Source organism: Lentzea aerocolonigenes (assembly GCF_000974445.1).
Lineage (GTDB): Bacteria > Actinomycetota > Actinomycetes > Mycobacteriales > Pseudonocardiaceae > Lentzea > Lentzea aerocolonigenes.
The window spans coordinates 233,459-256,441 of record NZ_BBOJ01000011.1 but is presented as its reverse complement, the minus strand read 5'-3'; the positions used below and the strand labels follow the sequence as shown (position 1 = coordinate 256,441).

Genomic DNA, 22,983 nt, shown 5'->3' with positions numbered 1-22,983 from the left:
CTCGCTAACGTGGGACGAAACAGCACGGCTTCAGGGGGAAAGCAGCATGACGTACGACGTGATCGTCGTCGGTGGCGGTCCGGCGGGCTCGACCGCGGCGACGGTGGTCGCGATGCGCGGACACCGGGTACTGCTGCTGGAGAAGGAGACCTTTCCCAGGTACCAGATCGGCGAGTCCCTGCTGCCGTCCACGGTGCACGGTCTGTGCGGCTTGCTCGGCGTGGCGGACGAGGTGGAACGCGCGGGCTTCACGCTCAAGCGCGGAGGCACCTTCCGCTGGGGGAGCAATCCCGAACCGTGGCAGTTCAGTTTCGCCATGTCGCCTCGTGTGCCCGAACCGCAGTCGACGGCGTTCCAGGTGGAACGGTCGCGGTTCGACGAGATCCTGTTGCGCAACGCCGCCGCGAACGGCGTGGAGGTGCGGGAGAACTGCATGGTCCGCGAGGTGCTCCAGGAAGGCGATCGCTGCACCGGAGTCCGGTACGTGGACGCCGACGGCACGACGCACACCGCACAGGCGCGCCACGTCGTGGACGCGTCCGGGAACACCAGCCGCATCCACCGCACGCTCGGCGACCGGATCCAGTCCGACTTCTTCCGCAACCTCGCGGTCTTCGGCTACTTCGCCGGTGGCGCGCGACTCCCGGAACCCCAGCGCGGCAACATCTTCTGCGCCGCGTTCGACGCGGGCTGGATCTGGTACATCCCGCTGCGCGACGACCTGACCAGCGTGGGCGCCGTCGTGTCACCGGAGCTGAGGTCGCTGGTGCAGGGAGATCCGCGCGAGGCCTGGACGAACCTGATCGCCGCCTGCCCCGAGGTCGCAGCGTTGCTGGAGGGCGTGCCCACCGCGACCGAACCTCCGTACGACCAGGTCCGGGTGCGCAAGGACTACTCGTACTGGAAGGAGAAGTTCTGGACGCCCGGCATGGTGCTCGTCGGTGACGCGGCCTGCTTCGTCGACCCGGTGCTCTCCTCGGGCGTGCACCTCGCCACCTACGGCGCGCTGCTGGCCGCCCGTTCGATCAACAGCTCCCTCGACGGCGAGCTGGCGGAACAGACCGCGTTCGCCGAGTTCGAGAGCCGCTACCGCCACGAGTACTCGCTGTTCTACAAGTTCCTCATCTCCTTCTACGACATGCACCGCGATGAAAATTCCTACTTCTGGTCCGCGAAGAAGCTCACCGAGGTGGACGCGGCGGAGACGGCGGCGTTCGCCGAACTCGTGGGCGGCCTGGCTTCCGGCGACATGCGCGCCGAGCTCAGGACCGCGGCCGCCGACCTCGGCCGGAGCGTGGAGGAACTGGCGGTCGCGACCGACGGGACCAACCCGCTGTACGCCTCGCGCGTCGTCGGCGAGACGTTCCAGGAGGGCAGGAATCTCCAGGACGAGGCCCTGCACGGACCTGCGGCCGACGACCGCGGGAGCGGCCTCGTGGTGAGCAAGGACGGACTGAGCTGGGAGAGAAGTTGACCTGGTCCTCCTTCCAGACGGGACCTTTCTCCAGCTCCGCCGTGCTCGGCGCGGTGGTCTACGGCCCCCGCTCCCGGAACCCGCACCTGGACCGCGGTTTCCCCGAGCTGACCGTGCACGCGGTGACGGACCCCGCGGACGCCTTCACCGAGGTCTGGCACACCGACCGGCCGATCGAGCGCGGCACGCTCGACGGCGTGGTGCACGCCGACGACGGTGAAACCCTCTTCTGCGCGGCCAGAATCGACTCCTCGGACGACTGCGCGGAGGCGGTCCGGGCCACCTACCTGACCGCCCTCTGCCTGACCAGGAGGCTCGACCACCAGCGGATCTTCCGGATGTGGAACTTCGTCGAGAACATCAACGGCACGAACAGCGAGGGCCTGGAGGTCTACCGCGACTTCTGCCGGGGCCGGGCGCGGGCGTTCCACGAGTTCGGGTTCACCGACCAACAACTGCCCGCGGCCACCGGTGTCGGGGCGCTCGGCGGCGGCATCGGTTTCTGCCTGCTGGCCGGCCGTTCCGCGCACAGCGTCACCATCGAGAACAGCCGCCAGGTGCCCGCCTACCGCTACCCGCAGCGCTACGGCCCCTCCTCCCCCAGCTTCGCCCGCGCCACCCACGTCGCGGCGGGCAGCGGGGCGTCCATCTACGTGTCCGGCACCGCCAGCGTGGTCGGGCACGAGACCCTGCACCGCGGCCAGATCGCCGAGCAGTGCCGCGAGACGCTCGCCAACCTCGAACACCTGCTGAGCGCGGACAACCTGGCCCGGCACGGGCTGCGGCCCGGCAGGCGGCTCGAAGACCTGCGCAACATCAAGGTGTACGTCCGCCACCAGCGGGATCTCCCGACTGTGCGGGAGATCTGCGCGAAGGCGTTCAGCCCAGCCGCCGACATCGCGTTCCTCAACGTGGACCTCTGCCGCTCCGATCTGCTCGTCGAGATCGAGGGGATCGTCCTCTCGGAAGTGACTGGACAGATCACGCGCGTTCGGGGTCGACACGGAGTTGCCCGCGTCACATCGGGTGGAAGTTGACACCGGTGTCAACACATAGCGTCGAGTTCGTCCGTGATTCGACGTTCCAGGAGCTTTTCGCGATGAGCAAAGTGTTGGGGTACAAGGCTTTCGGTGAGGCCGACGTCCAGGAGTTCTTCGAGCGGCCGAATCCCGTGCCCGGTCCCGCCGAAGTCCTCGTCCGCGTCACGGCGGCGGGCGTGAATCCGGTGGACCACAAGCTGCGGTCCGGACACGCCCCCGCGTTGAACGGCCACCTGCCCTTCCCCCAGGTCCTGGGCTTGGAAGCGGCCGGAACCGTGCTCGCGGTCGGCGAGGAGGTGACGGGCCTGTCCGTCGGCGACCGGGTCACCGGGTTCGCTCTGACCGGCGCGGGCACGTACGCGGAAACGACGCTGCTGCTCGGCGCCGCCACGGCCCGCATCCCGGACGCGCTGCAGGACACCTGGGCGGCGACGATCCCCGTCGCCGGCACCACCGCGCTGGACGTGCTGGACCAGCTCGACCTGCCCGCCGGATCCTCGTTGCTGGTCAACGGGATCGGAGGCGGCGTCGGCATCGCGCTGGCCCAGCTGGCCCGAGACCGGGGCCTGGTCGTGACGGGTACGGCGAGCGCGGCGAAGCGGGATCTCGTCACGTCGACCGGAGCGTCCTTCGTGGACTACACCGGCGGCGGCGTCGCGGACCGGCTCCGCGCACAGGCCCCGGACGGCTTCGACGCCGCGGTCGACAACGTCGGCGGCGAGTCGCTGCGCGAGATCGCCCCGCTGGCGGCGAAGCTCATCTCCGTCGGGGACCCGTCCGTGACCGAGCTCGGCGGCGTGATGGTCCAGCGCCGCCTCGACCGGGCAGGCCTCGAACGCGTCGCCGAGCTGATGGTCTCCGGAAAGCTCGACCCGCACATCACTCGGACGTACCCGCTCGAACGCGCGCACGAGGCGTTGGCGCTGGTGGAGTCCTTGCACGCCACGGGCAAGGTGGTCATCGACCTGAGCCTCTGACCACGATCACCCGGCACCGATCCTGGCCCGGTGCCGGGTGTTGATCTCGATCAGCTCGTCGAGGACGGCCCTGGCCTCGACGAGCCGGGTGATGTCGGCGGTCAGCCGCTCGCGCTCCTGGTGCATCGTGGTGAAAGCGTCTTCCGCGACGTCCTCGGCGTCGCTGTCCACGCACGGCAGCAACCGGGCGATCACCTTGCTGCTCAGCCCCGCGTCGAACAACCGCCGGATGATCTCGACCCGTTCGACCTCCGTCGCCGCGTAGTGCCGCTGCCCGCCGACGGAACGCGTGCTGTGCATCAGCCCCTGCTGCTCGTAGTACCGCAACGAACGAGCGCTGACCCCGGTCAGCCGGGCCAGTTCCCCGATCTTCATCGTCGCGGCGGAGGACGTCGTGGTCACGACGACCAGCCTACGGCGCGCGCGGCGAGCAGAAAGCCGGGCGGGATGACGTCGTGCCGCACGTCGTCGCCTGAACGGGCCCTGACCGCCCCGGGTGCGCTCGCGGTCGTCCGGCGCGGCGGCCCGCTGGTGCGGCCAACCGCACCGGACTGCCCCGACGCTGAACGCCTTTCTTCCGCTTCTCACTGATCCGATTCGCCGGCCGCCGCTTTCACCGGACTGGACGGCAGCGCCGGAGTGCCCTCTCGCCAGGCGAAGGTCTGGTCGCGGTCCTGCCACAGCCGCCGCAGCAGGAAGAGCGGGATGCACACGAACAGCAACGCCAGCGCGATGAGGGTCTCCTTGAAGCCGCCGCGGCCCGCCAGTTCCGGGTTGGTGACGCCGACCGCGGCGACGACCAGGTCGAAGACGCCCAGCGCTATCGCGACCACGCCCCACTTGCGGGACAGGCGGTACGGGCGGGGCCAGTCCGGCCGGTCACGGCGCAGCAGCACGTACGCCCAGCACGCCAGGCCGCAGCAGATGAAGTAGCCGAGGTTGCTCGCCGCGACGATCGCGACGGTGTTCCCGACGAGGAACAGGATGAGCACGTTGACGGCGAGGTCGACGCCCAGAGCCCTGCCGGGCATGCCGTACCTGTTCAGTGCGGACAGCTGCTTCACGGTCAGGTCGCTCCGTGAGATTCCGAGCAGTGCCCGCCCGGCCTGCGCGCTGGTGCCGACCAGGGTGACCCACAGTCCGATCGCGACGACCGCGACGACCAGTGGGGAGCTGCCGGGCCACAGCAGGTTCATGACGTCGACGGCGTACCCGTTCGGGTTGTCGCCGATCGTCTTCTCGCCGATCGTCCCGGAGACGACGAACGGGACGATGGTGAACACGCCGATCATGAGCATCGCGCACACCCGGATCGCCTTGGGCGTGTCCGTGCCAGGGCTGCGGTACTCGGGCGCGAACAGCGACGGTCCCTCCACCGCGTAGGTCGTCCAGCCCGCGAGGTACAACAGCACGAGGGCGAGCTTGGGATCGTCGAGCCGCCACGTCAGCTCGGCGCCCGACCACTTGCCTTCGATGAACGGCAGAACGACCATCACCGAGACGAAGACCGTGAAGATGATCACGCCCAGCGAGGTGACCCGTGCGGCGGGACGGATGCCGAAGATGTTGAGCAGGAAGACGCTCACCAACGCCGCCGCCGCCAGGACGTGCGCCAGTCCGATGTGGACTCCCAGCACGTCGATCCCCCACGTCTGCTCGGGGAACCACTGCGCCTGGACCACCTGACCGAAGATCAGCGCCACCGCCGCCTGCACCAGGGAGTACGCGAGCCAGTAGCCCCACGACACGATCGGGCCGACGAAGACCGTGTAGCGACGGAACCCTTCGTTGGCGTAAGCGGCGACACCGCCGGCGGTGTCCGGGAACATCGTCGCCATCTCGGCGAAGAGGAACGCCTGAGCTGTCGCGACCACCATCGAAACGGCCCAGATCGCGATCACGCTCCACGCGCCGACCAATCCGATCATGAAACCGACAGTGGTGAAGACGCCCAGAATTGTCGTCAATCCCAGAAAGGCGCCGGACTTCCAGGACAGGACTCGGGGAAGACGATGCGTGGGAACGGTCATGCGGCAACTCCCTGCTGATTCGCAGATAACCGATGAACGATAATCGAACATGAAGTACGAGTTGCGTACAGCATGCGTCCGGGCATCACCCCATGTCAATGGCGGGTTGAGGCACGATTCGAACGATCACGTAAACAGCAAACGCTGGTTGGCGTGCCGCACCCGCGACACGCCAACCAGCGTTCAGGCCGATGTTTCCGAACAGATCAGAGAACGCGCTCGCGCAACCTCCTCGCCGCACGCATCGCACTTTCGATCGCCCCGTCGATGAAACTGCACCAACCGTGGGCGTAGTCGGCACCCGCGAAAATCACGCGGCCGGGCATCGACGCGAGCGCCTGGACACCTTCGAGCTGGTTCGGGCGCAGCATCGCCCACGTCTGCCGGGCGTACGGGTCGCCGACCCAGTCGTGGCTGGCGAAGTCCGTGATCTCGACGCCGGGCACCAGCCGGCGCACGTACTGGTTGACCGTTTCGAGGTCGGTGACCGGGAACTTGCGGGCATCGGTACCGAAGGAGAACGCGGTGAACTCGTCGTCGCCGAACGCGTGTTCCCACTGGATGAGCGCGAGAGGCTCGTCGCTCGGGGCCATCGCGATGAACGGCCCGTCGGCTCCCCTCCCGCGGACCCACAGCTTGAACCCCTGCGAACTCTGCCCGTCGGCGACGACCTGCTGGGCTCGAAGCGGAAGAGCGGTGGTGAACTCGATGCTCCCGAGGACGCCGATGGGTGCCGTGACCACGCAGGCCCTGGCCGCGATCTCCCGCCCGTCGGAGGTCGTCACGACAACGCCGTCGGCGCGCTCGTCGATCCGTGCCACCTGGACGCCGAGCTGGATGTCGCCGGCGACGTCGGACTCGATGGCCTTCGCGAGAGACACGGTGCCGTCGCGGAACTTCCAGTGCGAGCAGATGTCGAGCATCAGCTGCCAGTCACCGTTGCTGACCGCACCCCACCGCAACGCCTGTGTGAGCGCTCCGGTGGCGGCGGGCGCGTTGAAGTTCTGGCTCCACATCGCGTCGCACAGCGCGGAAGCCTCGTCGTCGAGATCGAGCTCCGCGAGCCGATCGGCGACGGACAGCCGGTCGAGATCTCTCCAGCTGTCGCCGGAGATCGGCTCGTACGGACGCTTGAACACCTCCATGCAGTCCTCGATGGAGCGACGCATGCCGTCGTTCATCCGCTCGAGCAACTCCGACGCGGTGCCGCTGCGGCGGGTGCCTCCGACCAGCCAGTGCGCGGTGTCCGGCCACGGCGTTTCGGCGATGGGCACCTGGTAGCGCGTCACCTCCGACCACACGTGGCCCTGCATCCAGTGGATCCACCCGCCGCCCATCTCGAGCGGCTCGCCCATCCGGGTGTCGGTCCACGTGCGGCCGCCGATCCGGTCGCGACCCTCGAGCACGACCACTCGCGCGCCCATCCACCCGAGTTCCCTGGCAACGGTGAGCCCGGCGAACCCTGCACCCACAACGACGACGTCCACGTCGTGTTCCACGGTCACTCTCCTTCGGGCTCGGAAACGGCGTCCGGCATGCCGGCTGCTTCGATCTGCACGTCCTCCAGCAGGTCGGCCATCGCGAGGAACTCCGGGATGTCCCCCGCTCCCGCGTTGGCACGCTCCGCGGCCTCGGCGGTCCGGTAGATCCAGACATCGGTCCACGAACCGTCCGCGTGCTCGGCCAGCACCGGCGCGCCGACGAGGTCGGGGTGCGCCCTGCGGACCGCCGGGACGGCTGCGGCCCGGCGCGCGAGGAAGTCGTCCAGGTGTCCTTCCTTGACACGGAACCTGACGAACTCGACACACTGCGGCATGCGGGTCTCCTTTGGCTGCACTGGTTTGTGAACGCTTGACCGCTGTCGTCACGCCGGCCTGGACGGTTCGAGCGCCTCGGCACCCACCACTTCCCGCCAGGCGTCGAAGCCGTGCTGGAAGGCGACGACGCCGGCTTCCGGGAGAGCGATCTCGATCGCCTCGAGGATTTCCTGAGGTTCGACGCCCAGTCCGAGCGCGACCCTGATGTGGCTCTGGATGTGCGCCTTGTCCGCCCGCAGGACCGTGAGGCTCAGGACGAACAGGAGTTCCTTGGTCCTGCGGTCCAGCAGGCGTTGCGACAGGTAGGCCGCCTCCACGAGGTTGTCGGCGGCCTGCAACACGGGGAAGTCGTTGGCCGCCATGACTTTGTGGTAGTCGAGCACGTAGCCGCGCTTCGCGACCATGTCGTCGAGATAGCGTTGAGCTCGGCTGCTGGTCATGTGCTGCCTTCCGGGGGCTCGGCCGGGACGAGAACACGGTTCGTCTGGGAGACGAGGAGGGAGCGGACCTCACCGCGGAAGACGGCGAAGCCGGCGTCGGCGGCGAGTCCGGCCCGTCGGTTCGCGCGGTCGGCCTGGTCGGTGAAACTCCAGAGGTAGACCAGGGTGTTCAGGTCGCCGACCTCGACCGTGTAGACACCGAGCGGTTCACCGAGGTGCGCCACCTGCGGACCGCGGCCCAGCCGGTACCACGCGTCGAGGTACCGGCCTGCTCCTCCTGGGACGAGGAGGTAGTTGCGCTCTTCGACGATCACTCCCGGCTCCCGGCGGTCCTGGCCAGCAGCAGCCGTTCGGCCTCACCGGGTTCGGTGTGTCCGATGTGGACGAGCCCGCCGTGCCACCGGTGGTCCGTCATCCCGGGGTTGTGCGTCGTCGACCCGTCCGGCCAGAAGATCTGCGGACTTCCCTGGATGGGAAGACCGGCACTCGTCCGGAAGTCCTCGGCGACGTCCGCGCGCGGGTTCGTGCTCAGCCAGGCGTCCTCGACGTCCGCCGGGACCACGTCGGCGTTGAGCCCGCTCGCGATCACCAGCGCTTCGTGCAGACCGGCCCGGATGCTGACGTCGACGCTGTCGCGGAAGAACGCCTGGCGCAGCGCGAAGTCGACGTCTTCGGCCGCGCGCACGCCGTACAGCCGCCGGGCGGTGGCGACGAGCTCGAACGCGGGGAGGAAGGTGGACGGCCACGACTCGTCGGTGAACGCGGTGAACAGGTCCGGTTCGTGGCTCGCCAGCGCCGCGGTCTCCGTGGTGACAACGGCGCGCGGTGTCCCGTGGCGGTTGACCCATTCCAACGGCCACGCGCGGGGCACGAACACCACGTCGAGCCCGTGAGTGTCCCGAGCTCGACGCAGGCGGTGCACGGCGATGTACGCCCACGGACAATGGATGTCCGACCAGATGTCGACGGTGGTGGTCATGGCGCTAGCCGCGGCCGGTCACGCCGCGGCGCCCGACCGCGCTGCGGCCAGGACCTCCGCGAAGCGGGCGAGACGCCCTCCCTGGTATCGGGCGCAGTCCAGGGTGACGTCGTCGGGCATCGTGGACGGGAATCCCGCCGGCCACGACGTGCCGTACGGGTTTCCGCCTGCCGCGTAGACGATGTCGTCGGTGTAGCCCAACGGGAGGATGACGCATCCCCAGTGGTAGAAGACGTTGTTGAGGGAAAGAATCGTCGCTTCCTGCCCGCCGTGCCGCTCAGCCGACGAGACGAACGCGGTGACCGGCTTGTCGGCGAGCTTTCCTTCCTGCCACAGGCTTCCCGCGGTGTCGAGGAACTGCTTCAGCTGCGCGGCCGGAGCGCCGTACCGGGTGGGCGTGCCGAACGCGTAGCCGTCGGCCCACTCCAGGTCGTCGAGGGTGACCACGTCGACCTCGTCGTCGGTCTCCTCCTTGTGCCGCGCCCAGCCCGGATTCGAGGCGATCGCCTCTGGCGGCGCGAGTTCGGCGACGCGGCGCAGCCGGACCTCGGCACCGGCTGCCTCCGCCCCGTCCCGGACGGCCTCCGCCAGGCGGTGCACGGAACCGGTGGCGCTGTAGTAGGTGACGAGAATGCGGGTGCCCATGCGGCACTCCTTTTCGTTCGTTGGCAGAAGTTCAGAGGATGACGGTGATCGTCTTCAGTTCGGTGTTCGCTTCGATCCCCGCCCAGCCGAGCTCACGGCCCAGGCCGCTGAGTTTCGAGCCTCCCCAGGGCAACCGGGCGTCGAGCGGCGACCAGCCGTTGACCGCGACGGCACCGGCGCGGACTCGCGCGGCCACGGTGTGCGCCCGGCTCAGATCCGTGGTCCACAAGGTCGCGGCGAGCGCGTAGTTGCTGTCATTGGCGATGGCGACCGCCTGGTGGTCGTCGTCGAACGCGAGGATCGTGCCCACCGGCCCGAAGATCTCCTCGCGGGCGATGGTCATCTCCGGGGAAGCGTCGGCGAACAAGGTCGGTTCCACGAAGTAGCCGCGCCGTTCGGGCCTTCCGCCGCCGGTGACCAGCCGCGCCCCTTCGTCACGTCCCGTCTGGACGTACCGCAGAACTCGCTCCCGCTGCTCGGCGTTGATCAGCGCGCCCATCGTGGTGCCGTCGTCGAACGGGTCGCCGAGCACGATCTTGGCGGCGTGGGCGACGAGACGCTCCACGAACTCGTCGTGGATCGTGCGCGCGACCAGGATCCTGCTGCCGGCCGCGCACACCTCGCCCTGGTTCGCGAAGATCCCGAGCGCGACCCCGGCCGCGGCAGCGTCCAGGTCGGCGTCGGCGAAGACGATCTGCGGGCTCTTGCCACCCAGTTCCAGTGTCGTGGGGCGGAAGTTCCTGGCCGCCGCGGCCGCGACGATCCGGCCGGTTTCCGGGCTTCCGGTGAACGAGATCTTGTCGACCCCGGGATGCTCGACGAGCGTGTTGCCCGTGGTGGCACCGCGGCCGGGGACGACGTTGAACACTCCGGCCGGAAAACCCGCTTCCTCAGCCAGTTGTGCCAGCAGGAGCGACGTCAGCGGCGCGTCCTCCGGCGGTTTGAGGACCACGGTGCACCCGGCGGCCAGCGCCGGTGCGACCTTCCAGGAACCGATCATCGTCGGCGAGTTCCACGGCGTGATCGCCGCGACGACGCCGACGGGCTGCCGGACCGTGTAGCTGAGCGTGCGCCGTCCCTGGTAGCCCGGCGTGGGGATCGACTGACCGGTCAGCTTGTCCGCCCAGCCGGCGTAGTGCCGGAAGGTGGCCACGGTCTGCGGGAGGTCGATCACCCGGCCCTCGATGCCCGGCTTGCCCACGTCCAACGACTCGAGGTCGGCGAAGTCCTCGGCGCGGTCCTCGATCAGCTGCGCGAAGGCGAGCAGCAGCTGACCGCGGGCGGCGCCGTCCATCCGGCCCCACTCGCCGTCGTCGAGCGCGTCGCGCGCGGACACCACAGCCTTGTCCACGGTGGCGGCGTCCGCCTCGGTCACCGTGACCAGTGGGCGTTCGGTGACCGGATCGACGACGTCGAAGGTGTCCTGTGTGGACTCGGGTTGCCAGCGTCCTGCCACGAAGGGCGTGACACGGAGGCCGCGGGCGAGGTCTTCAGCAGCGGAACGTCGGGACATGTTCGATTACCGTCCTTGCTGGTCGATATTCGTACTATACGATCCACGTTGACGCCGGTCAATCACACGGACGGTAGGCCCGCTGTGCTAAACCATCACCAGCAACAAGCCGTCAACGGAGGACCCTCACGATGAACTCGCCGAGCGGGGAGACCTCCCAGACCCTCGACCGGGGCCTCACCGTCCTGGCCCTGCTGGCCAACAACAGCGACGGGCTGACCGCGGCGGAGCTGGCCGACGAGCTCTCCACCGCACGAGCGGTCGTCTACCGGCTGCTCCGCACCCTCGAAGCCCATCGCCTCATCGGCCGCATCGACACCCGTTACGTGCTCGGGATCGGCATCGCCGAGCTCGCCAGCAAACTGCGCCCTCAGCTGCAGGCCACGGTGCTCCCGATTCTGCGCCGGCTCAGCGAGGAGACGAACAGCACCACCCTGCTCAGCATCGCGGACGGCGACCAGGCGCTGATCCTGCTCACGGAGGAACCCACCCGGAGCCTGTTCCACCTCGCCCTGCGGCAAGGCGCGCGGCACCCCCTCGACGTCGGCGCCGACGGCGTCGCCATCCTCGCAGGACGACCACCGGCCGGTGACGACAGCGACGACGTCAAGCTCGCGCGCCGCCGCGGGTACGCGCTCACGACCGGAGCCCTGCAGAGCGGGGCGATCGGCGTCGCGGCACCGATCAGGAGCTCCGACTGGGCAACGGCCAGCATCGGCGTGGTCCAGCTCGGCGTCGAGGTGTCGGACTCGCGCATCCCCGAACTGGTCACCGCCGCGGCCGCCGAGGCAGCCGCGCGACTGTCCGGCGATTTCACACCGGACACAGCCGCGCAGTCCCGGAGCAGGTAGCCGCTCGCACTGAAGCAGCCCCCGGCGTCGTGATCACGACGCCGGGGGCTGTTCGCGTTGCGCACCAAGCACATTCCGCGTCTCCCATCCATCTCGACCGACGGCGGTCTTCCCCATCGCCGCGATTGCGGCTACCGTTGTCGATATGCGTACACCACGTACGATAATAGTACGGAGGAAGCTGTGGCAGACGACGTCGTGACCGGAGCCGAAGCGCTCGTGAGTGCCGCGGCACACTCCGGTGCGGACCTGTGCTTCGCGAACCCGGGCACGACGGAGATGCCACTGGTCGCCGCGCTGGACCGGATCACCGGTGTGCGTGCCGTGCTGGGGCTGCACGAGAACGTGTGCACCGGAGCCGCCGACGGGTACGCCCGCATCACCGGGAAAGCCGCCCTGACCCTGCTGCACCTGGGCCCTGGCCTGGCGAACGGGCTCGCGAACCTGCACAACGCACGCCGGGCGAACACGCCGTTGGTGAACATCGTCGGCGACCACACGAGCACGCACCTGCCGTACGACGCCCCGCTGACGTCGGACATCGCGGCCCTCGCCGCGACGGTGGGCACGGTCCACACCGTGACCGACCGCGCGAGCATCGGCGAGGCGACCCGCACGGCGTTCGACGACGCCCACCGCTTGCTCGGCGTGTCCACGTTGATCGTCCCGGCGGATCACCAGCAACACAGCGCACCGGTACAGCCGGTCAAGCCTGCGGCGATGCCTTCGCGCGCGCCGGTCAGCGTGGAGGCCGTCCAGAACGTCGCGCAACGACTGCGGACCGCCGGAGCGCGTGCCGTGCTGCTGCTCGGCGGGAACGCGTTGAGCCGCAAGGGACAGGAGGCTGCAGGCCGCATCGCGGCGAAGACCGGGCTCGCCCTGTACAGCGAGACGTTTCCCGCCCGTGCGGAACGTGGTGGCGGGTTGCCCGCCATCGATCGGCTGCCGTACTTCCCCGAAACGGCCGCGGCCGTGCTGCGGGAAGCGCAGGCGGTGATCGTCGCGGGTGCCGAGGATCCCGTGGCGTACTTCGGTTACGACGGCGTCCCGAGCGTGCTGACCCAGCCGGGCACCCTGGTCCGGCTGGCGCGGCCGCACGAGGACGCGGAAGAAGCCCTGCTCGAACTCGCCGACCTCCTCGGCGGCGTCGACCCGGTCCGTCCCGGACCGCTGTCCGAGTCACCAGGCTCGGGCGAACCGTTGTCCGGCCGGACCATCGGCCAGGTCGTGGCGAGCGTCCTGCCCGAGAACGCCATCGTGTCCGTCGAGGGCGGCACGAGCGGCTACCCGTTCTACACGGCGTCGGCTTCGGCCCCCAGCCACACGGTCCTGACCAACACCGGCGGCGCCATCGGGCAAGGCCTGCCCTGCGCGCTGGGAGCGGCCATCGCGGCACCCGACCGGCCGGTCATCGCACTGCAGTCCGACGGCAGCGGCCTCTACACCGCGCAGGCCCTGTGGACCATGGCCCGTGAACAGACCAACGTCATCGTTCTCATCGCCGCCAACCACACCTACAACGTGCTGCGCACCGAACTGGGCCGGCACGGGAACGCCGAGTTCGGTCCGCAGGCCACGGCGTTGACCAGCCTGGCCGACCCCCGGGTCGACTGGGTGGCGCTCGCTCGCGGGTTCGGTGTTCCCGCGACGCGCGCGGCCACCGTCGCCGAACTGCGGCACACGTTCACCGACGCCGTCGGCATCGGCGGCCCGTCCCTCATCGAGATGGCGCTATGACCACAGTAGACAGCACGTCCCTGCCCGCTTCGACACCGTTCGGCGTGTCGTCGTTCCTCGCCGTGGAGCACGGTCTGTACATCGGTGGTCGATGGCGGCCGAGCTCATCCGGGGAGACGATCCGGTCGATCAACCCGGCCACCGGCAGGCCTCTGGCCACCTTCGCCCGCGGCACCGAGTCCGATGTGGACGACGCCGTCACGGCCGCCCGCGCCGCGCTGGCGAATCCCGAGTGGCGCGACATCAGTCCGCTGCAGCGCGGCGAGCTGTTGCACCGGCTGGCCGAACTGGTCGAGGCGCACGCCGACGAGCTCGCGTTCCTGGAGTCGCTCGACAACGGCAAGCCCGTGTCGGTCGCCCGCGCCGTCGACGCCGGCACCACGGCGAAGCTGTTCCGCTACTTCGCCGGCTGGCCGAGCAAGTTCGAGGGCTCGACGATCCCGCTGTCACCCCGTGGCGGGTTGAAGATCCTTAACTACACCGTGCACGAGCCGATCGGTGTGGTGGGAGCGATCGTGCCGTGGAACTTCCCGATGTCGATGGCGTCGTGGAAGCTCGCGCCCGCGCTGGCGATGGGCAACGCGGTGGTGCTCAAGCCCGCCGAGGAGACCTCGTTGTCGACGCTGCGGCTCGCCGAGCTGGTCGAGCAAGCCGGGTTCCCACCTGGCGTGCTCAACGTCGTCACCGGGTCCGGCAGCGTCGTCGGCGCGGCGATCGCGGCCCACCCCGGCGTGGACAAGGTCGCGTTCACCGGTTCGACCGAGGTCGGCCGGCTGATCACGTCGGCGGCACTGGGCAACATGAAGAAGGTGTCGCTGGAGCTCGGCGGCAAGTCACCGCACATCGTGCTGCCGGACGCCGACGTCACCGCGGTCGCCGCGGCCGCCGCCGAAGGCATCTTCTTCAACCAGGGCCAGACCTGCACCGCGGGCTCGCGGCTCTACGTGCACGAGGACGTCTACGACGACGTGATGTCCGCTCTGGTCGACCACGCCCGCCGGATCGTCGTCGGGCCGGGGCAGGATCCGGCCACCCAGATGGGGCCGCTGGTGTCGGCACGCCAGCTGGCGACCGTTCAGTCCTATGTGGAGTCCGGGCTGAGCGAAGGTGCCGAACTGGTCACGGGTGGCGCGCGCCCGAGCGGGCTCGGCGACGAGCACTCCGACGGCTACTTCATCGAACCGACCGTGCTCACCGAGACCACGCACAGCATGCGCGTGGTCCAGGAGGAGATCTTCGGACCGGTGCTCGTCGCGATGCGGTGGCGCGAGGTCGACGACCTGATCGACAAGGCCAACGACTCGCCGTACGGGCTCTCGGCCGGACTCTGGACGAACGACCTCAAGCAGGCACACCGCATCGCCGCCGCGATCAAGGCGGGAACCGTGTGGATCAACTGTTACAACCTCACCGACCCCGCCTCACCGTTCGGCGGCTACAAGCAGTCCGGGTGGGGCCGCGAGATGGGCCGCGGCGTGCTCGAGCAGTACACCGAAACCAAGAGCGTCTGGGTGAACCTCTCATGAGCACAACAGAACTCCACGGCCAGGTCGCGATCGTGACCGGTGGCGGGCTGGGCATCGGCAAGGCCGTCACGCAGGCACTCGTGCGGCGTGGCGCCAAGGTCGTCATCGCCGCCCGCCGCATCGAGGTCCTGAAGGAGGCCGCCGCAGAAATCGTCACAGAGATCGGCGGTGAGGTGTTCCCGGTCGCCGCCGACACCACCGACACCGCGTCGGTCATGGCGCTGGCCGAAGCCGCCGCCGAGATCGGCCAGGTCTCCATCCTGGTCAACGGTGCCGCCGCGCCCGCCGGACTGGTGCGCAACGACGTGGAGACCGCCGATCCCGAAGCCCTGCTCGCCGACCTGAACACCAAGGTCGTCGGCTACTTCCGTTGTGTCAAAGCGGTCGTGCCCCACATGCGCGCCCACGGCTACGGCCGGATCGTGAACATCGGCGGGCTGACCGGCCGGTCGAGCCACGCGCTGTCCGGCATGCGCAACCTCGCGATCGTGCACATGACCAAGGTGCTGTCCGACCAGCTCGGACCGCACGGCATCACCGTCAACACGCTGCACCCCGGCGTGGTGGAGACCGAGCACATCCACGAGCTGTACGCGAAGAACGCCGCGGCGGAGGGCATCACACCGCAGCAGGTGGAGCAGAACTTCGTCAACCGCACGCCGATCCGCCGCGTGCTCTCCGCCGACGAGGTCGCCGACGCCGTCTGCTTCCTCGCCGCACCGGGCACCGGCGGGATCACCGGCGAGTCGCTCGGCATCGACGGCGGACTGACCCGCGGCATCTTCCTCTGAGACATCCTCTCTGGCAATCAAGGAGAACTCCCGATGCAAGGAACGATTCTGGTGGCCACCGCAGGGCAAGGTGTGCTGCGCAGCAACGACGACGGCAAGACCTGGGAACGCATCCCGCTCGACCAGGCGCTCGAGTTCGACTCCGTGGTCCGCGCACTGGCGGTGCACCCCGACCGGCCCGAGGTGATCTTCGCCGGCGCCGACGCGGGACTGGGCCGCAGCGACGACGGCGGCACCCGGTGGAGCAGGGTCGACTCGCCGTTCAACGACCAGCAGGTGTGGTCGATCGCGATCGACCCGAACGACGCCGACAGCATGCTGATCGGCACCGGCGCGCCGTCCCGCGCGGTCATGTACCGCACGGGTGACGGTGGCGTCACCTGGGACCGCCTCTCCCCCGAGCTGCCGGAGAAGTGCGCCGGCGTCAGCAAGCCCCGCATCCTCACCACGGTCTACGACCACGTCGACGGCAAGTCCGCCTGGTTCGGCGTCGAGGAGGGCGGCCTGTGGGTCACCCGCGACCGGGGCGACACGTGGGACCGCACCGACGGGCCTGACGGGGTCACGCCCTCCGACATCCACTGCGTCGTCGTGCTGGACGGTCCGCCCAAGACGATCGTCTGCCTGGTCGTCAACGCGATCTTCGTCAGCCAGGACGACGGCAGGACCTGGACGCGCACCGGCACGAAGTCCACCTGGGGCATCTACTACACGCGGCTCGTCGCGCGGATCCCAGGCTCGAACTCGCTGCTGCTCGGCATCGGTGACGCCACGCCCGGCACCGTCACCCGTGTCTTCCGTTCCGACGACCTCGCCCGGACCTGGACGGAGTCCACTTTCGACACTCCGGCCAACTCGACGGTGTGGGCGTTCGGCACGCATCCCGCCGACGCGGACCTGGTGTTCGCCGGCACCAAGTACGGCCACCTGTTCCGCTCCACCGACGGCGGCCGCACCTTCTCCAAGGAGTGGCGCGAGTTCCCGGAGATCACCGACGTCGCCTGGACGCCGGCCGTCGCCGCCGCCGCTCCCGCCGCTCACCACTGAAGGAGACCCCATGACCACTCCCGTGATCACACGCACTCACCTGTCGCTGCTCGTGCGCGACCCCGAGGCTTCCGCCGAGTGGTTCGCGGACGTGCTCGGCATGAAGATCACCGCACGCGGCCCCCGGTGGGTCTTCCTCTCCTTCGGCCGCAAACACCACGACCTCGCGCTCATCCGCGCCGACGACGGCGCGCAGCAGGGCGGTCTGGGCCTGCAGCACTACGGTCTGGAGATCCAGGGCGACGTCGACGACCTGCGCCGCCTGTACGGAATGCTGCTCTCCAAGGGCGTCAAGGTGGTCAAGACGACCGACCACAAGGTGGGCATCGGCCTCTACTTCGAGGACCCCGACGGCAACCGGTTCGAGTTCTTCGCCGAAACCGTCACCGACGACGAAGAGGGCAGGCGCGTCCTCGGCGAGCACAACGCCCCGAGCGAGCCGGTCGAGCTCGAACCCCTCTACCCCTGACCAGCACCGAACGCATTGTCGAGGTCGAACACATGCCAGCAGCGAACTTCGGGCCCTATCACGTCCGGAAGTGGTTCACGCACGTCGAGGACGTGCTCGCCAACGAGACCGGCCAGACCGCCGACGGGTCGGCGGTGCGCCGCATCGTCGTGGCCGCGGCCGTGCACAACCCGTACGCCGGTCGCTTCAGCGAGGACCTGAGCGACATCATCGCGAAGTCGGCCGAGCTGGGACGTGAAGTGGGCCGCCGCGCCGTCGAAGCCGCGGCCGGCGAGCCGATCCAGAGCTACGGCAAGGCCTGCGTCGTCGGGTCCCTCGGCGAGTACGAGCACGGCAACGCGTTCCTCACCCAGGAGTTCGCCGACCCGGTGCGCGAGGCCGTGGGCGGCGGGAAGTCGTGGGTGCCGTCGACGGGCAAGGTCGGTGCCGCCGGCGCCGTCATCGACATTCCCCTGGCGCACAAGGACGCGCTGTACGTGCGCTCGAACTACGACACGATCTCGATCGGCTTCGGCGACGCTCCTCGCCCCGACGAGGTCGTCATCGCCTTCGCGTTCGCGTCACGCGGCAGGCTGCACGCCCGCCTCGGTGGCCTCGCCGCCGCCGAGGTGCGCGGCGAGGACGGGCTGCGCTAGCCCGATGACCGAGCCGAAAAGTCACCAGGTCCTCATCAACGGGCTGACCTGCCGTTTCCTGCGGTGGGGCGACGAGCGGCAGCCAGCCGTTCTCATGCTGCACGGACTGCGCAGCTACGCCCACACCTGGGAACCGGTCGCGCGGGCGTTGAGCAGCACGCACTCGGTGATCGCCCCGGACTTCCGCGGTCGCGGCGACAGCTCGTGGGACCCCGATCGCGACTACTTCACCAACGCCTACGTCGACGACGTCGAGAAACTGGTGACGTTGCTGGGGATCACGCGTTTCAGCATCGTCGGCCACTCGATGGGCGGCACGGTCGGCTACGCCTTCGCGGCGAAGCACCCGGACCAGGTCACCGCACTCGTCGTCGAGGACATCGGACCGGGTTCGTCGACCGACACCGCGGGCGCGGATCGGATCCTGCGCGAAATGCGAGACACTCCCAGCGGCTTCGACTCGCTCGACGCCGCGCGTGCCTACTGGCGGGGCATTCGTCCAGGCATCACCGACGACGCGCTCGCGTCCCGGATCGACCACACCGTCCGTCCCGGCGCCGGCGGGCGGTGGGAGTGGAAGCTCGACATGGCGGGCATCGCGGCCGCCCGGCGCAGCGGCGATCCCGCCGGGCCGGTCGACCTCTGGTCCTGTGTGGACGCGCTGCGCTGCCCGACCCTCGTCATCCGCGGTGCTCTGTCGGACTTCCTCCCGGCCTCGGTGTGCCGGCAGATGGCCACGCGGCAACCACTGCTTCGCTGGACGGAGATTCCGGGAGCGGGGCACTACGCGCACGACGACGATCCAGTCGCGTTCATCCGCCTGGTGACCGCTTTTCTCCCAGGAGGCCAAGCGTGACCGACCGCGTCCAGGTGGCGATCGTGGGCGCCGGCCCGGTCGGGGCGACCGCGGCCAACCTGCTCGGCGCCTACGGCGTCACCACGTTGATCATCGACCGGGAACCCGGCATCGTCGAGTACCCGCGTGCGATCGGCGTGGACGACGAAACACTGCGCACCTTCCAAACCGCGGGCCTCGCCGACGAGATTCTGCGCAGCGCCATCCAGAACGTGCCGCTGAAGTTCTTCGACGCGACCGGACGTTGCCTGGCCGACATCCGTCCCACCGCCCAGGACTTCGGCTGGTACAAGCGCAACATCTTCCTTCAGCCCGAGGCGGAGGCCGTCCTGCGGCACGGCCTCCGCCGGTTCCCCCACGTGCGGCTGATGCTCGGCACCGAGCTGCGACAGCTCCGGCAGGACGCCGACGGGGTGACGCTCTCGCTGTCCGGTGACCACGAGGTGCGCGCCGACTACGTGATCGCGGCCGACGGTGGCCGCAGTCCCGTGCGCGGCATGCTCGGCATCCCGCTGGAAGGCTCGACCCATCCGCGCAAGTGGGTGGTCATCGACTGCGCCAACGACCCGCTGGACGCCCCGTACACCGCGTTGCACTGCGACCCGCGCCGCCCGTACGTCTGCGCCCACCTCCCGGATGATCGTCGCCGCTGGGAGTTCATGCTCTTCCCCGGCGAGGACGCCGACGAGATGCTCGCTCCGCACCGGGTCGCCGACCTCCTCCGCCACCACGTCGCCGACCCGAATGTCGTCGACGTGATCCGCGCCCGCGTGTACACGCACCACTCCCGCATCGCGGCCAGGTTCGCCGACGGCCGCGTCGCGCTGGCCGGAGACGCCGCACACCTCATGCCACCGTGGGCCGGGCAGGGCATGAACACCGGCATCCGCGACGTCACCAACCTCTGCTGGAAGCTCGCGGCCATCGTGCAGGGCCAGGCCGATCACTCACTCTTCGACACCTACGACAGCGAACGCCGGCCGCACGCTCGGGCGATGATCGACCTGTCCACCACCCTCGGCAGGATCCTCAGCCCCACCCGGCGATCCGTGGCACACGCGCGCAACTGGTTCCTCCGCACGGCTTCCCTCGCCCCCGCGGTCAAACGGTGGGTGCTCGAGATGCGGTTCAAGCCGATTCCCCACCACCAGAAGGGTTTCGTGGTGCCGGAGGATCCGGGCAAGCGGCTTTCCGGCGTGGGCCGGATGTTCGTACAACCGTCGGTCGAGACCACTGAGGGTGCGCACGTTCGCCTCGACGACGTTCTCGGCCCGTGGTTCGCGGTGATCGGATTCGAGTGCGATCCGCTGGCCGAGCTCAACGACGCCGAGCTCGCCGCGGTGAGGACCTACAGGCCGCGCGTCGTCAAAATCATCGAATCCCGAGCCGGCGAACGGTGGCGGCAGCAGCCTTGTGTCGACCGGGACACCATCGTGGTCGAAGACGTGCACAACCAGCTGCGCCCGTGGTTTCAAGCCCGTGGACGCGACGTCGTGATCGTCCGGCCCGACCGGTACGTCGCCGCGATGACCACGGCGGACGCGCTCGGCTCCGCGGTCACGTACCTCGCCGGGCAGTTCATCGTGTCAGGAGCCGACCGGCGGGGCTGAGATGCCGTGGTCGAACGGTCACCGGGGCAGGTGATGTGCTCAGCAGCCCCGCTCACGGCATTTCAGCGTGTGGATCGCGTCTCGGGCGATGTGCTTCATCATGCGCTCCGTGACTTCGTTCAGCTTCGTCACGCCGCTGCCGTTCACGTTGTCAGCCTCCACTTCCACCATGAGCGCCATGTCGCCGGTGACGGCAGCGAGCCGACCGGGGTTGTAGAAGGCGCCATCGGCTTCGACGTCGCCGACAGGGTGGCTGCTCTCGTACGACTTCAACCACCACGCGGCCCGCGCCTCACCGGTTTCGTGCTCGTAGTCACCGAAGCGCTCCAAAGAGATCGTCACCTGGCGAAACGCCGGATCACCCAGCACCTCCGGAGCGAACTCGTCGTACTTCCTGACGCCGGACGGCTGCCGCTCGCCGTACGTGCGAATGCACTTGGTGCGCACCATTGCCGCCGGATCCTCCTTCGTCGTCGCGGTCGGCGGGCCTTTGGGAGGCAGTCCGCTGGCGAGCTCGGTGAGTGCCTCCCTCGACAGGAGCTGGCACGAGTCGATCGGTTCGGGACGTGGTTCCACGGTGCTGCAGCTGCTGATCACCATCGCGGCGAGCAGCCACCCCCAGGCTCTGCGCATCCGCCGAAGCTAGCAACTCCGCTCGCTCGTGTCCGCGTTTCACACCGGATGATGACCGGCGACACGCCGGACGGCACCACCCCTGTCCAGCCGATCCTGCCCCCGCGCCGGTGTCCAGTCGCCGGACGGCCCCCTGATCACCGCCAGGTGGCGGGCAGTTCCAGCCAGTAGACGGAGGGCGTTTCGACCGCCGTCGCGATGTAGTGGTCGTGGCGACCTCGGACGGCGAACGACGTGCGCTGCCGCGAAGGCGGGCTGCGGCCCCGCCGAGCGGGACGGGTGCCATTTCGAGCATGCCGGACGGAATGGTGATCGCCGCCACGGGACCGGAATCCTGATCCGCTCCGGTGGCACAGGGTGGGTACTGAGCCGCGCCACCTGGTTCGGTACCCACCCCACCCCAAAGCGGCACCACCTCCCTGCCCGCGGACCTCGGGCTCTCCCGCTGTGAGCACCGCGCCCCAGCCGGTGACCGCCAGTCCCGAGGTCCATCCGCCACGAGGTGCGGTTTCGAGCCCACAGCTTTGATCACGAGACACGGCACGACGGAGAGGTGAGGACAGCATGACGAGACCTTCCCGCCGCCTCCCCCGCCGGCTCGACCAGCCGGCCGTGTGGCTGGTCGTGGCCGCGCTCCTGTACTCGTTCTGGCTCCTGGAACTGGCGCTGCCGACAGGTCTGTCCGTCGTGGACAGTTACGTGAGCGAGCTGCTCGCCGACGACCAGCCGTACCGGTGGGTCTTCCGCGTCACGGACGCCCTGGCCGCCTGCTGTCTGCTGCTCGCCGCCCGCTGGATGCGCGGGCGTCTGGTCGTCGCCTCCGTGCTCGTCTTCGCGGCCGCGACCCTCGCCGACACGGTGCTGTCGCTGGACTGCGCGGCCAGCGTCGACGCGCTGTGCCGCTACCGCGAGGCCACCGGATCGGTGTCGCTCGGACACCGGCTGCACCAGGTCACCAGCGTGCTGACGTTCGGCAGCGCCCTCGCGGCCGCCGTCGGTCTCGCGCGAAGCACCCGCTGGTGGCACGCCAGGGTGGTGGTCACGCTGCTGGCCACGACGGGTGTGCTGTCCGCGGTCCTGGTGAACCAGCCGGGCGCCGGGCTGGTGCAACGTGCCCAGCTGCTGACCGTCGCGGCGGGACTTCTGCTCGGGGCGCGGGCGTGCTCCTCCGCGTGGGGGTCCTTTGTGGAACCCGGCCGACCGGCGGGTGGGCTCCAGCCGGGTAGCGGGGTCGTTCCAGACGCCCGGCAGCTGCGAAAGCCGGCCGGCGTCCGCAAGACTTGTGTCATGGCACTCAGGGAAGACGTTGCAGCGAAACGAGATTTGTCTTCTCAGGTGATGATGTCCGCCGCTGCGCACGAAGTTCCTCGGATGTCGCAAAGAATTCCGGTCTGCGCGGAAGTGTTGAGCTGCTGACGCATTCGACCACGGCCATCTGGCCAACCTGACGTCCAAGGAGAAACATGGCGATTTCCGGTATCTTCAGCGCACTCTTCGTCGGTTTGATCATCGGTGCCCTGGGCAGACTGGTCGTGCCCGGCAAGCAGCGCATCCCGATCTGGCTGACCGTCCTCATCGGCATCGTCGCCGCACTGATCGGCACGTTCGCCGCCAACGCACTCGGCGTGGGCGACACCCGCGGCATCGACTGGATCGAGCTGATCATCCAGATCGCTCTCGCCGCCGGCGGAGTCAGCCTGGCCGCCGGACTGTACGGCCGCAGGCACCCCTAGCCGGCCGATCGGCGGGGGTGAGTCCAGCCGGGTGGCGGGTTGTTCCGGTCGCCCGGCAGCTGGGACCGACGCCAAGAGATGACAACACTGGGAAGCGGCACTCGGTGAGCTCCCGAAGCGAACTGCCCGCGGTTCGCCCACAACAGACTTGATTCATCCGTCCAAAGAGGAGTACTTCTC

24 protein-coding genes are annotated in these 22,983 nt (G+C 69.2%); 14 read left to right on the top strand and 10 right to left on the bottom strand.

Annotated elements, in window-relative coordinates:
• The first annotated feature begins 46 nt into the window (after positions 1-46).
• The 3 genes from AOM45_RS22430 (at position 47) to AOM45_RS22420 (ending at position 3,491) form a co-directional block, all read left to right on the top strand.
• Positions 47-1,474 (top strand): tryptophan 7-halogenase, encoded by a 1,428-nt coding sequence (locus AOM45_RS22430; protein WP_030465371.1) that lies wholly within the window; start codon positions 47-49, stop codon positions 1,472-1,474.
• Positions 1,471-2,511 (top strand): FkbO/Hyg5 family chorismatase, encoded by a 1,041-nt coding sequence (locus AOM45_RS22425; RefSeq protein WP_051782781.1) that lies wholly within the window; start codon positions 1,471-1,473, stop codon positions 2,509-2,511. The genes AOM45_RS22430 and AOM45_RS22425 overlap by 4 nt, the downstream gene beginning before the upstream one ends.
• Before the next feature lie 62 nt (positions 2,512-2,573).
• A complete protein-coding gene (locus tag AOM45_RS22420) occupies positions 2,574-3,491 on the top strand; it encodes an NADP-dependent oxidoreductase (RefSeq protein ID WP_030465369.1) in 918 nt (305 codons plus the stop codon).
• A 6-nt stretch (positions 3,492-3,497) separates the two neighbouring features.
• Here the strand turns inward: AOM45_RS22420 and AOM45_RS22415 are convergent, their stop codons facing one another.
• From AOM45_RS22415 to AOM45_RS22375, 9 genes are all read right to left on the bottom strand, one after another.
• A complete protein-coding gene (locus tag AOM45_RS22415) occupies positions 3,498-3,893 on the bottom strand; it encodes a MerR family transcriptional regulator (RefSeq protein WP_308202568.1) in 396 nt (131 codons plus the stop codon).
• Positions 3,894-4,075: 182 nt separating this feature from the next.
• Entirely contained in the window at positions 4,076-5,521 is a 1,446-nt protein-coding gene (locus tag AOM45_RS22410) for an APC family permease (protein ID WP_162185604.1), read from the bottom strand.
• A gap of 206 nt (positions 5,522-5,727) precedes the next feature.
• Positions 5,728-7,020, bottom strand: coding sequence for a flavin monoamine oxidase family protein (locus AOM45_RS22405; protein WP_030465366.1), 1,293 nt, complete (start codon positions 7,018-7,020; stop codon positions 5,728-5,730).
• A gap of 2 nt (positions 7,021-7,022) precedes the next feature.
• Entirely contained in the window at positions 7,023-7,337 is a 315-nt protein-coding gene (locus tag AOM45_RS22400; protein WP_030465365.1) for a hypothetical protein, read from the bottom strand.
• A 48-nt stretch (positions 7,338-7,385) separates the two neighbouring features.
• Entirely contained in the window at positions 7,386-7,778 is a 393-nt protein-coding gene (locus AOM45_RS22395; protein WP_030465364.1) for a carboxymuconolactone decarboxylase family protein, read from the bottom strand.
• On the bottom strand, positions 7,775-8,092 hold the full coding sequence (locus tag AOM45_RS22390; protein ID WP_030465363.1) for an NIPSNAP family protein: 318 nt from the start codon (positions 8,090-8,092) through the stop codon (positions 7,775-7,777). Before AOM45_RS22390 ends, AOM45_RS22395 begins: the two co-directional genes overlap by 4 nt.
• Positions 8,089-8,757, bottom strand: coding sequence for a DsbA family oxidoreductase (locus tag AOM45_RS22385; RefSeq protein ID WP_030465362.1), 669 nt, complete (start codon positions 8,755-8,757; stop codon positions 8,089-8,091). Before AOM45_RS22385 ends, AOM45_RS22390 begins: the two co-directional genes overlap by 4 nt.
• A gap of 18 nt (positions 8,758-8,775) precedes the next feature.
• Positions 8,776-9,402 carry an NAD(P)H:quinone oxidoreductase gene (wrbA, locus tag AOM45_RS22380; protein WP_030465361.1) on the bottom strand — a complete coding sequence of 209 codons (627 nt, stop codon included), beginning with the start codon at positions 9,400-9,402 and terminating at the stop codon, positions 8,776-8,778.
• Between the two features lie 31 nt (positions 9,403-9,433).
• Positions 9,434-10,915: an aldehyde dehydrogenase family protein gene (locus tag AOM45_RS22375; protein ID WP_030465360.1), complete on the bottom strand. Its 1,482-nt coding sequence runs from the start codon at positions 10,913-10,915 to the stop codon at positions 9,434-9,436.
• A 131-nt stretch (positions 10,916-11,046) separates the two neighbouring features.
• On the opposite strand from AOM45_RS22375, the gene AOM45_RS22370 reads away from it, so the two are divergent.
• From AOM45_RS22370 to AOM45_RS22330, 9 genes are all read left to right on the top strand, one after another.
• Positions 11,047-11,766 (top strand): IclR family transcriptional regulator, encoded by a 720-nt coding sequence (locus tag AOM45_RS22370; RefSeq protein WP_051782778.1) that lies wholly within the window; start codon positions 11,047-11,049, stop codon positions 11,764-11,766.
• Positions 11,767-11,949: 183 nt separating this feature from the next.
• Positions 11,950-13,503: an acetolactate synthase large subunit gene (locus tag AOM45_RS22365; protein ID WP_030465358.1), complete on the top strand. Its 1,554-nt coding sequence runs from the start codon at positions 11,950-11,952 to the stop codon at positions 13,501-13,503.
• Entirely contained in the window at positions 13,500-15,029 is a 1,530-nt protein-coding gene (locus AOM45_RS22360) for an aldehyde dehydrogenase family protein (protein ID WP_030465357.1), read from the top strand. The genes AOM45_RS22365 and AOM45_RS22360 overlap by 4 nt, the downstream gene beginning before the upstream one ends.
• The gene (locus AOM45_RS22355; protein WP_030465356.1) at positions 15,026-15,820 is read left to right on the top strand and encodes an SDR family NAD(P)-dependent oxidoreductase; all 795 of its coding nucleotides are present in this window, start codon (positions 15,026-15,028) and stop codon (positions 15,818-15,820) included. Before AOM45_RS22360 ends, AOM45_RS22355 begins: the two co-directional genes overlap by 4 nt.
• A 33-nt stretch (positions 15,821-15,853) precedes the next feature.
• On the top strand, positions 15,854-16,867 hold the full coding sequence (locus AOM45_RS22350) for a WD40/YVTN/BNR-like repeat-containing protein (protein WP_030465355.1): 1,014 nt from the start codon (positions 15,854-15,856) through the stop codon (positions 16,865-16,867).
• Positions 16,868-16,877: 10 nt separating this feature from the next.
• Entirely contained in the window at positions 16,878-17,336 is a 459-nt protein-coding gene (locus AOM45_RS22345) for a VOC family protein (protein ID WP_030465354.1), read from the top strand.
• 32 nt (positions 17,337-17,368) lie between these two features.
• On the top strand, positions 17,369-17,971 hold the full coding sequence (locus AOM45_RS22340; protein ID WP_030465353.1) for an amino acid synthesis family protein: 603 nt from the start codon (positions 17,369-17,371) through the stop codon (positions 17,969-17,971).
• Between the two features lie 4 nt (positions 17,972-17,975).
• Positions 17,976-18,827 carry an alpha/beta fold hydrolase gene (locus AOM45_RS22335; RefSeq protein ID WP_030465352.1) on the top strand — a complete coding sequence of 284 codons (852 nt, stop codon included), beginning with the start codon at positions 17,976-17,978 and terminating at the stop codon, positions 18,825-18,827.
• Entirely contained in the window at positions 18,824-20,437 is a 1,614-nt protein-coding gene (locus AOM45_RS22330) for a bifunctional 3-(3-hydroxy-phenyl)propionate/3-hydroxycinnamic acid hydroxylase (RefSeq protein ID WP_030465351.1), read from the top strand. Before AOM45_RS22335 ends, AOM45_RS22330 begins: the two co-directional genes overlap by 4 nt.
• Positions 20,438-20,476: 39 nt before the next feature.
• Here the strand turns inward: AOM45_RS22330 and AOM45_RS22325 are convergent, their stop codons facing one another.
• Positions 20,477-21,070, bottom strand: coding sequence for a hypothetical protein (locus tag AOM45_RS22325; protein ID WP_030465350.1), 594 nt, complete (start codon positions 21,068-21,070; stop codon positions 20,477-20,479).
• Positions 21,071-21,634: 564 nt separating this feature from the next.
• Between AOM45_RS22325 and AOM45_RS22320 the strand changes: the two genes are divergently transcribed.
• Both AOM45_RS22320 and AOM45_RS22315 read left to right on the top strand, forming a co-directional pair.
• Positions 21,635-22,486: a DUF998 domain-containing protein gene (locus AOM45_RS22320; RefSeq protein ID WP_051782777.1), complete on the top strand. Its 852-nt coding sequence runs from the start codon at positions 21,635-21,637 to the stop codon at positions 22,484-22,486.
• A 47-nt stretch (positions 22,487-22,533) separates the two neighbouring features.
• On the top strand, positions 22,534-22,803 hold the full coding sequence (locus AOM45_RS22315) for a GlsB/YeaQ/YmgE family stress response membrane protein (RefSeq protein ID WP_030465348.1): 270 nt from the start codon (positions 22,534-22,536) through the stop codon (positions 22,801-22,803).
• Positions 22,804-22,983: the final 180 nt, after the last annotated feature.

Bases quoted from the DNA above. Each gene is read 5' to 3' on its own strand.
- AOM45_RS22430 (WP_030465371.1), top strand. From the start codon at position 47: ATGACGTACGACGTGATCGTCGTCGGTGGCGGTCCGGCGGGCTCGACC.
- AOM45_RS22420 (WP_030465369.1), top strand. From the start codon at position 2,574: ATGAGCAAAGTGTTGGGGTACAAGGCTTTCGGTGAGGCCGACGTCCAG.
- AOM45_RS22410 (WP_162185604.1), bottom strand. From the start codon at position 5,521: ATGACCGTTCCCACGCATCGTCTTCCCCGAGTCCTGTCCTGGAAGTCC.
- AOM45_RS22400 (WP_030465365.1), bottom strand. From the start codon at position 7,337: ATGCCGCAGTGTGTCGAGTTCGTCAGGTTCCGTGTCAAGGAAGGACAC.
- AOM45_RS22395 (WP_030465364.1), bottom strand. From the start codon at position 7,778: ATGACCAGCAGCCGAGCTCAACGCTATCTCGACGACATGGTCGCGAAG.
- AOM45_RS22385 (WP_030465362.1), bottom strand. From the start codon at position 8,757: ATGACCACCACCGTCGACATCTGGTCGGACATCCATTGTCCGTGGGCG.
- wrbA (WP_030465361.1), bottom strand. From the start codon at position 9,402: ATGGGCACCCGCATTCTCGTCACCTACTACAGCGCCACCGGTTCCGTG.
- AOM45_RS22375 (WP_030465360.1), bottom strand. From the start codon at position 10,915: ATGTCCCGACGTTCCGCTGCTGAAGACCTCGCCCGCGGCCTCCGTGTC.
- AOM45_RS22370 (WP_051782778.1), top strand. From the start codon at position 11,047: ATGAACTCGCCGAGCGGGGAGACCTCCCAGACCCTCGACCGGGGCCTC.
- AOM45_RS22360 (WP_030465357.1), top strand. From the start codon at position 13,500: ATGACCACAGTAGACAGCACGTCCCTGCCCGCTTCGACACCGTTCGGC.
- AOM45_RS22355 (WP_030465356.1), top strand. From the start codon at position 15,026: ATGAGCACAACAGAACTCCACGGCCAGGTCGCGATCGTGACCGGTGGC.
- AOM45_RS22350 (WP_030465355.1), top strand. From the start codon at position 15,854: ATGCAAGGAACGATTCTGGTGGCCACCGCAGGGCAAGGTGTGCTGCGC.
- AOM45_RS22345 (WP_030465354.1), top strand. From the start codon at position 16,878: ATGACCACTCCCGTGATCACACGCACTCACCTGTCGCTGCTCGTGCGC.
- AOM45_RS22340 (WP_030465353.1), top strand. From the start codon at position 17,369: ATGCCAGCAGCGAACTTCGGGCCCTATCACGTCCGGAAGTGGTTCACG.
- AOM45_RS22335 (WP_030465352.1), top strand. From the start codon at position 17,976: ATGACCGAGCCGAAAAGTCACCAGGTCCTCATCAACGGGCTGACCTGC.
- AOM45_RS22325 (WP_030465350.1), bottom strand. From the start codon at position 21,070: ATGCGCAGAGCCTGGGGGTGGCTGCTCGCCGCGATGGTGATCAGCAGC.
- AOM45_RS22320 (WP_051782777.1), top strand. From the start codon at position 21,635: ATGACGAGACCTTCCCGCCGCCTCCCCCGCCGGCTCGACCAGCCGGCC.
- AOM45_RS22315 (WP_030465348.1), top strand. From the start codon at position 22,534: ATGGCGATTTCCGGTATCTTCAGCGCACTCTTCGTCGGTTTGATCATC.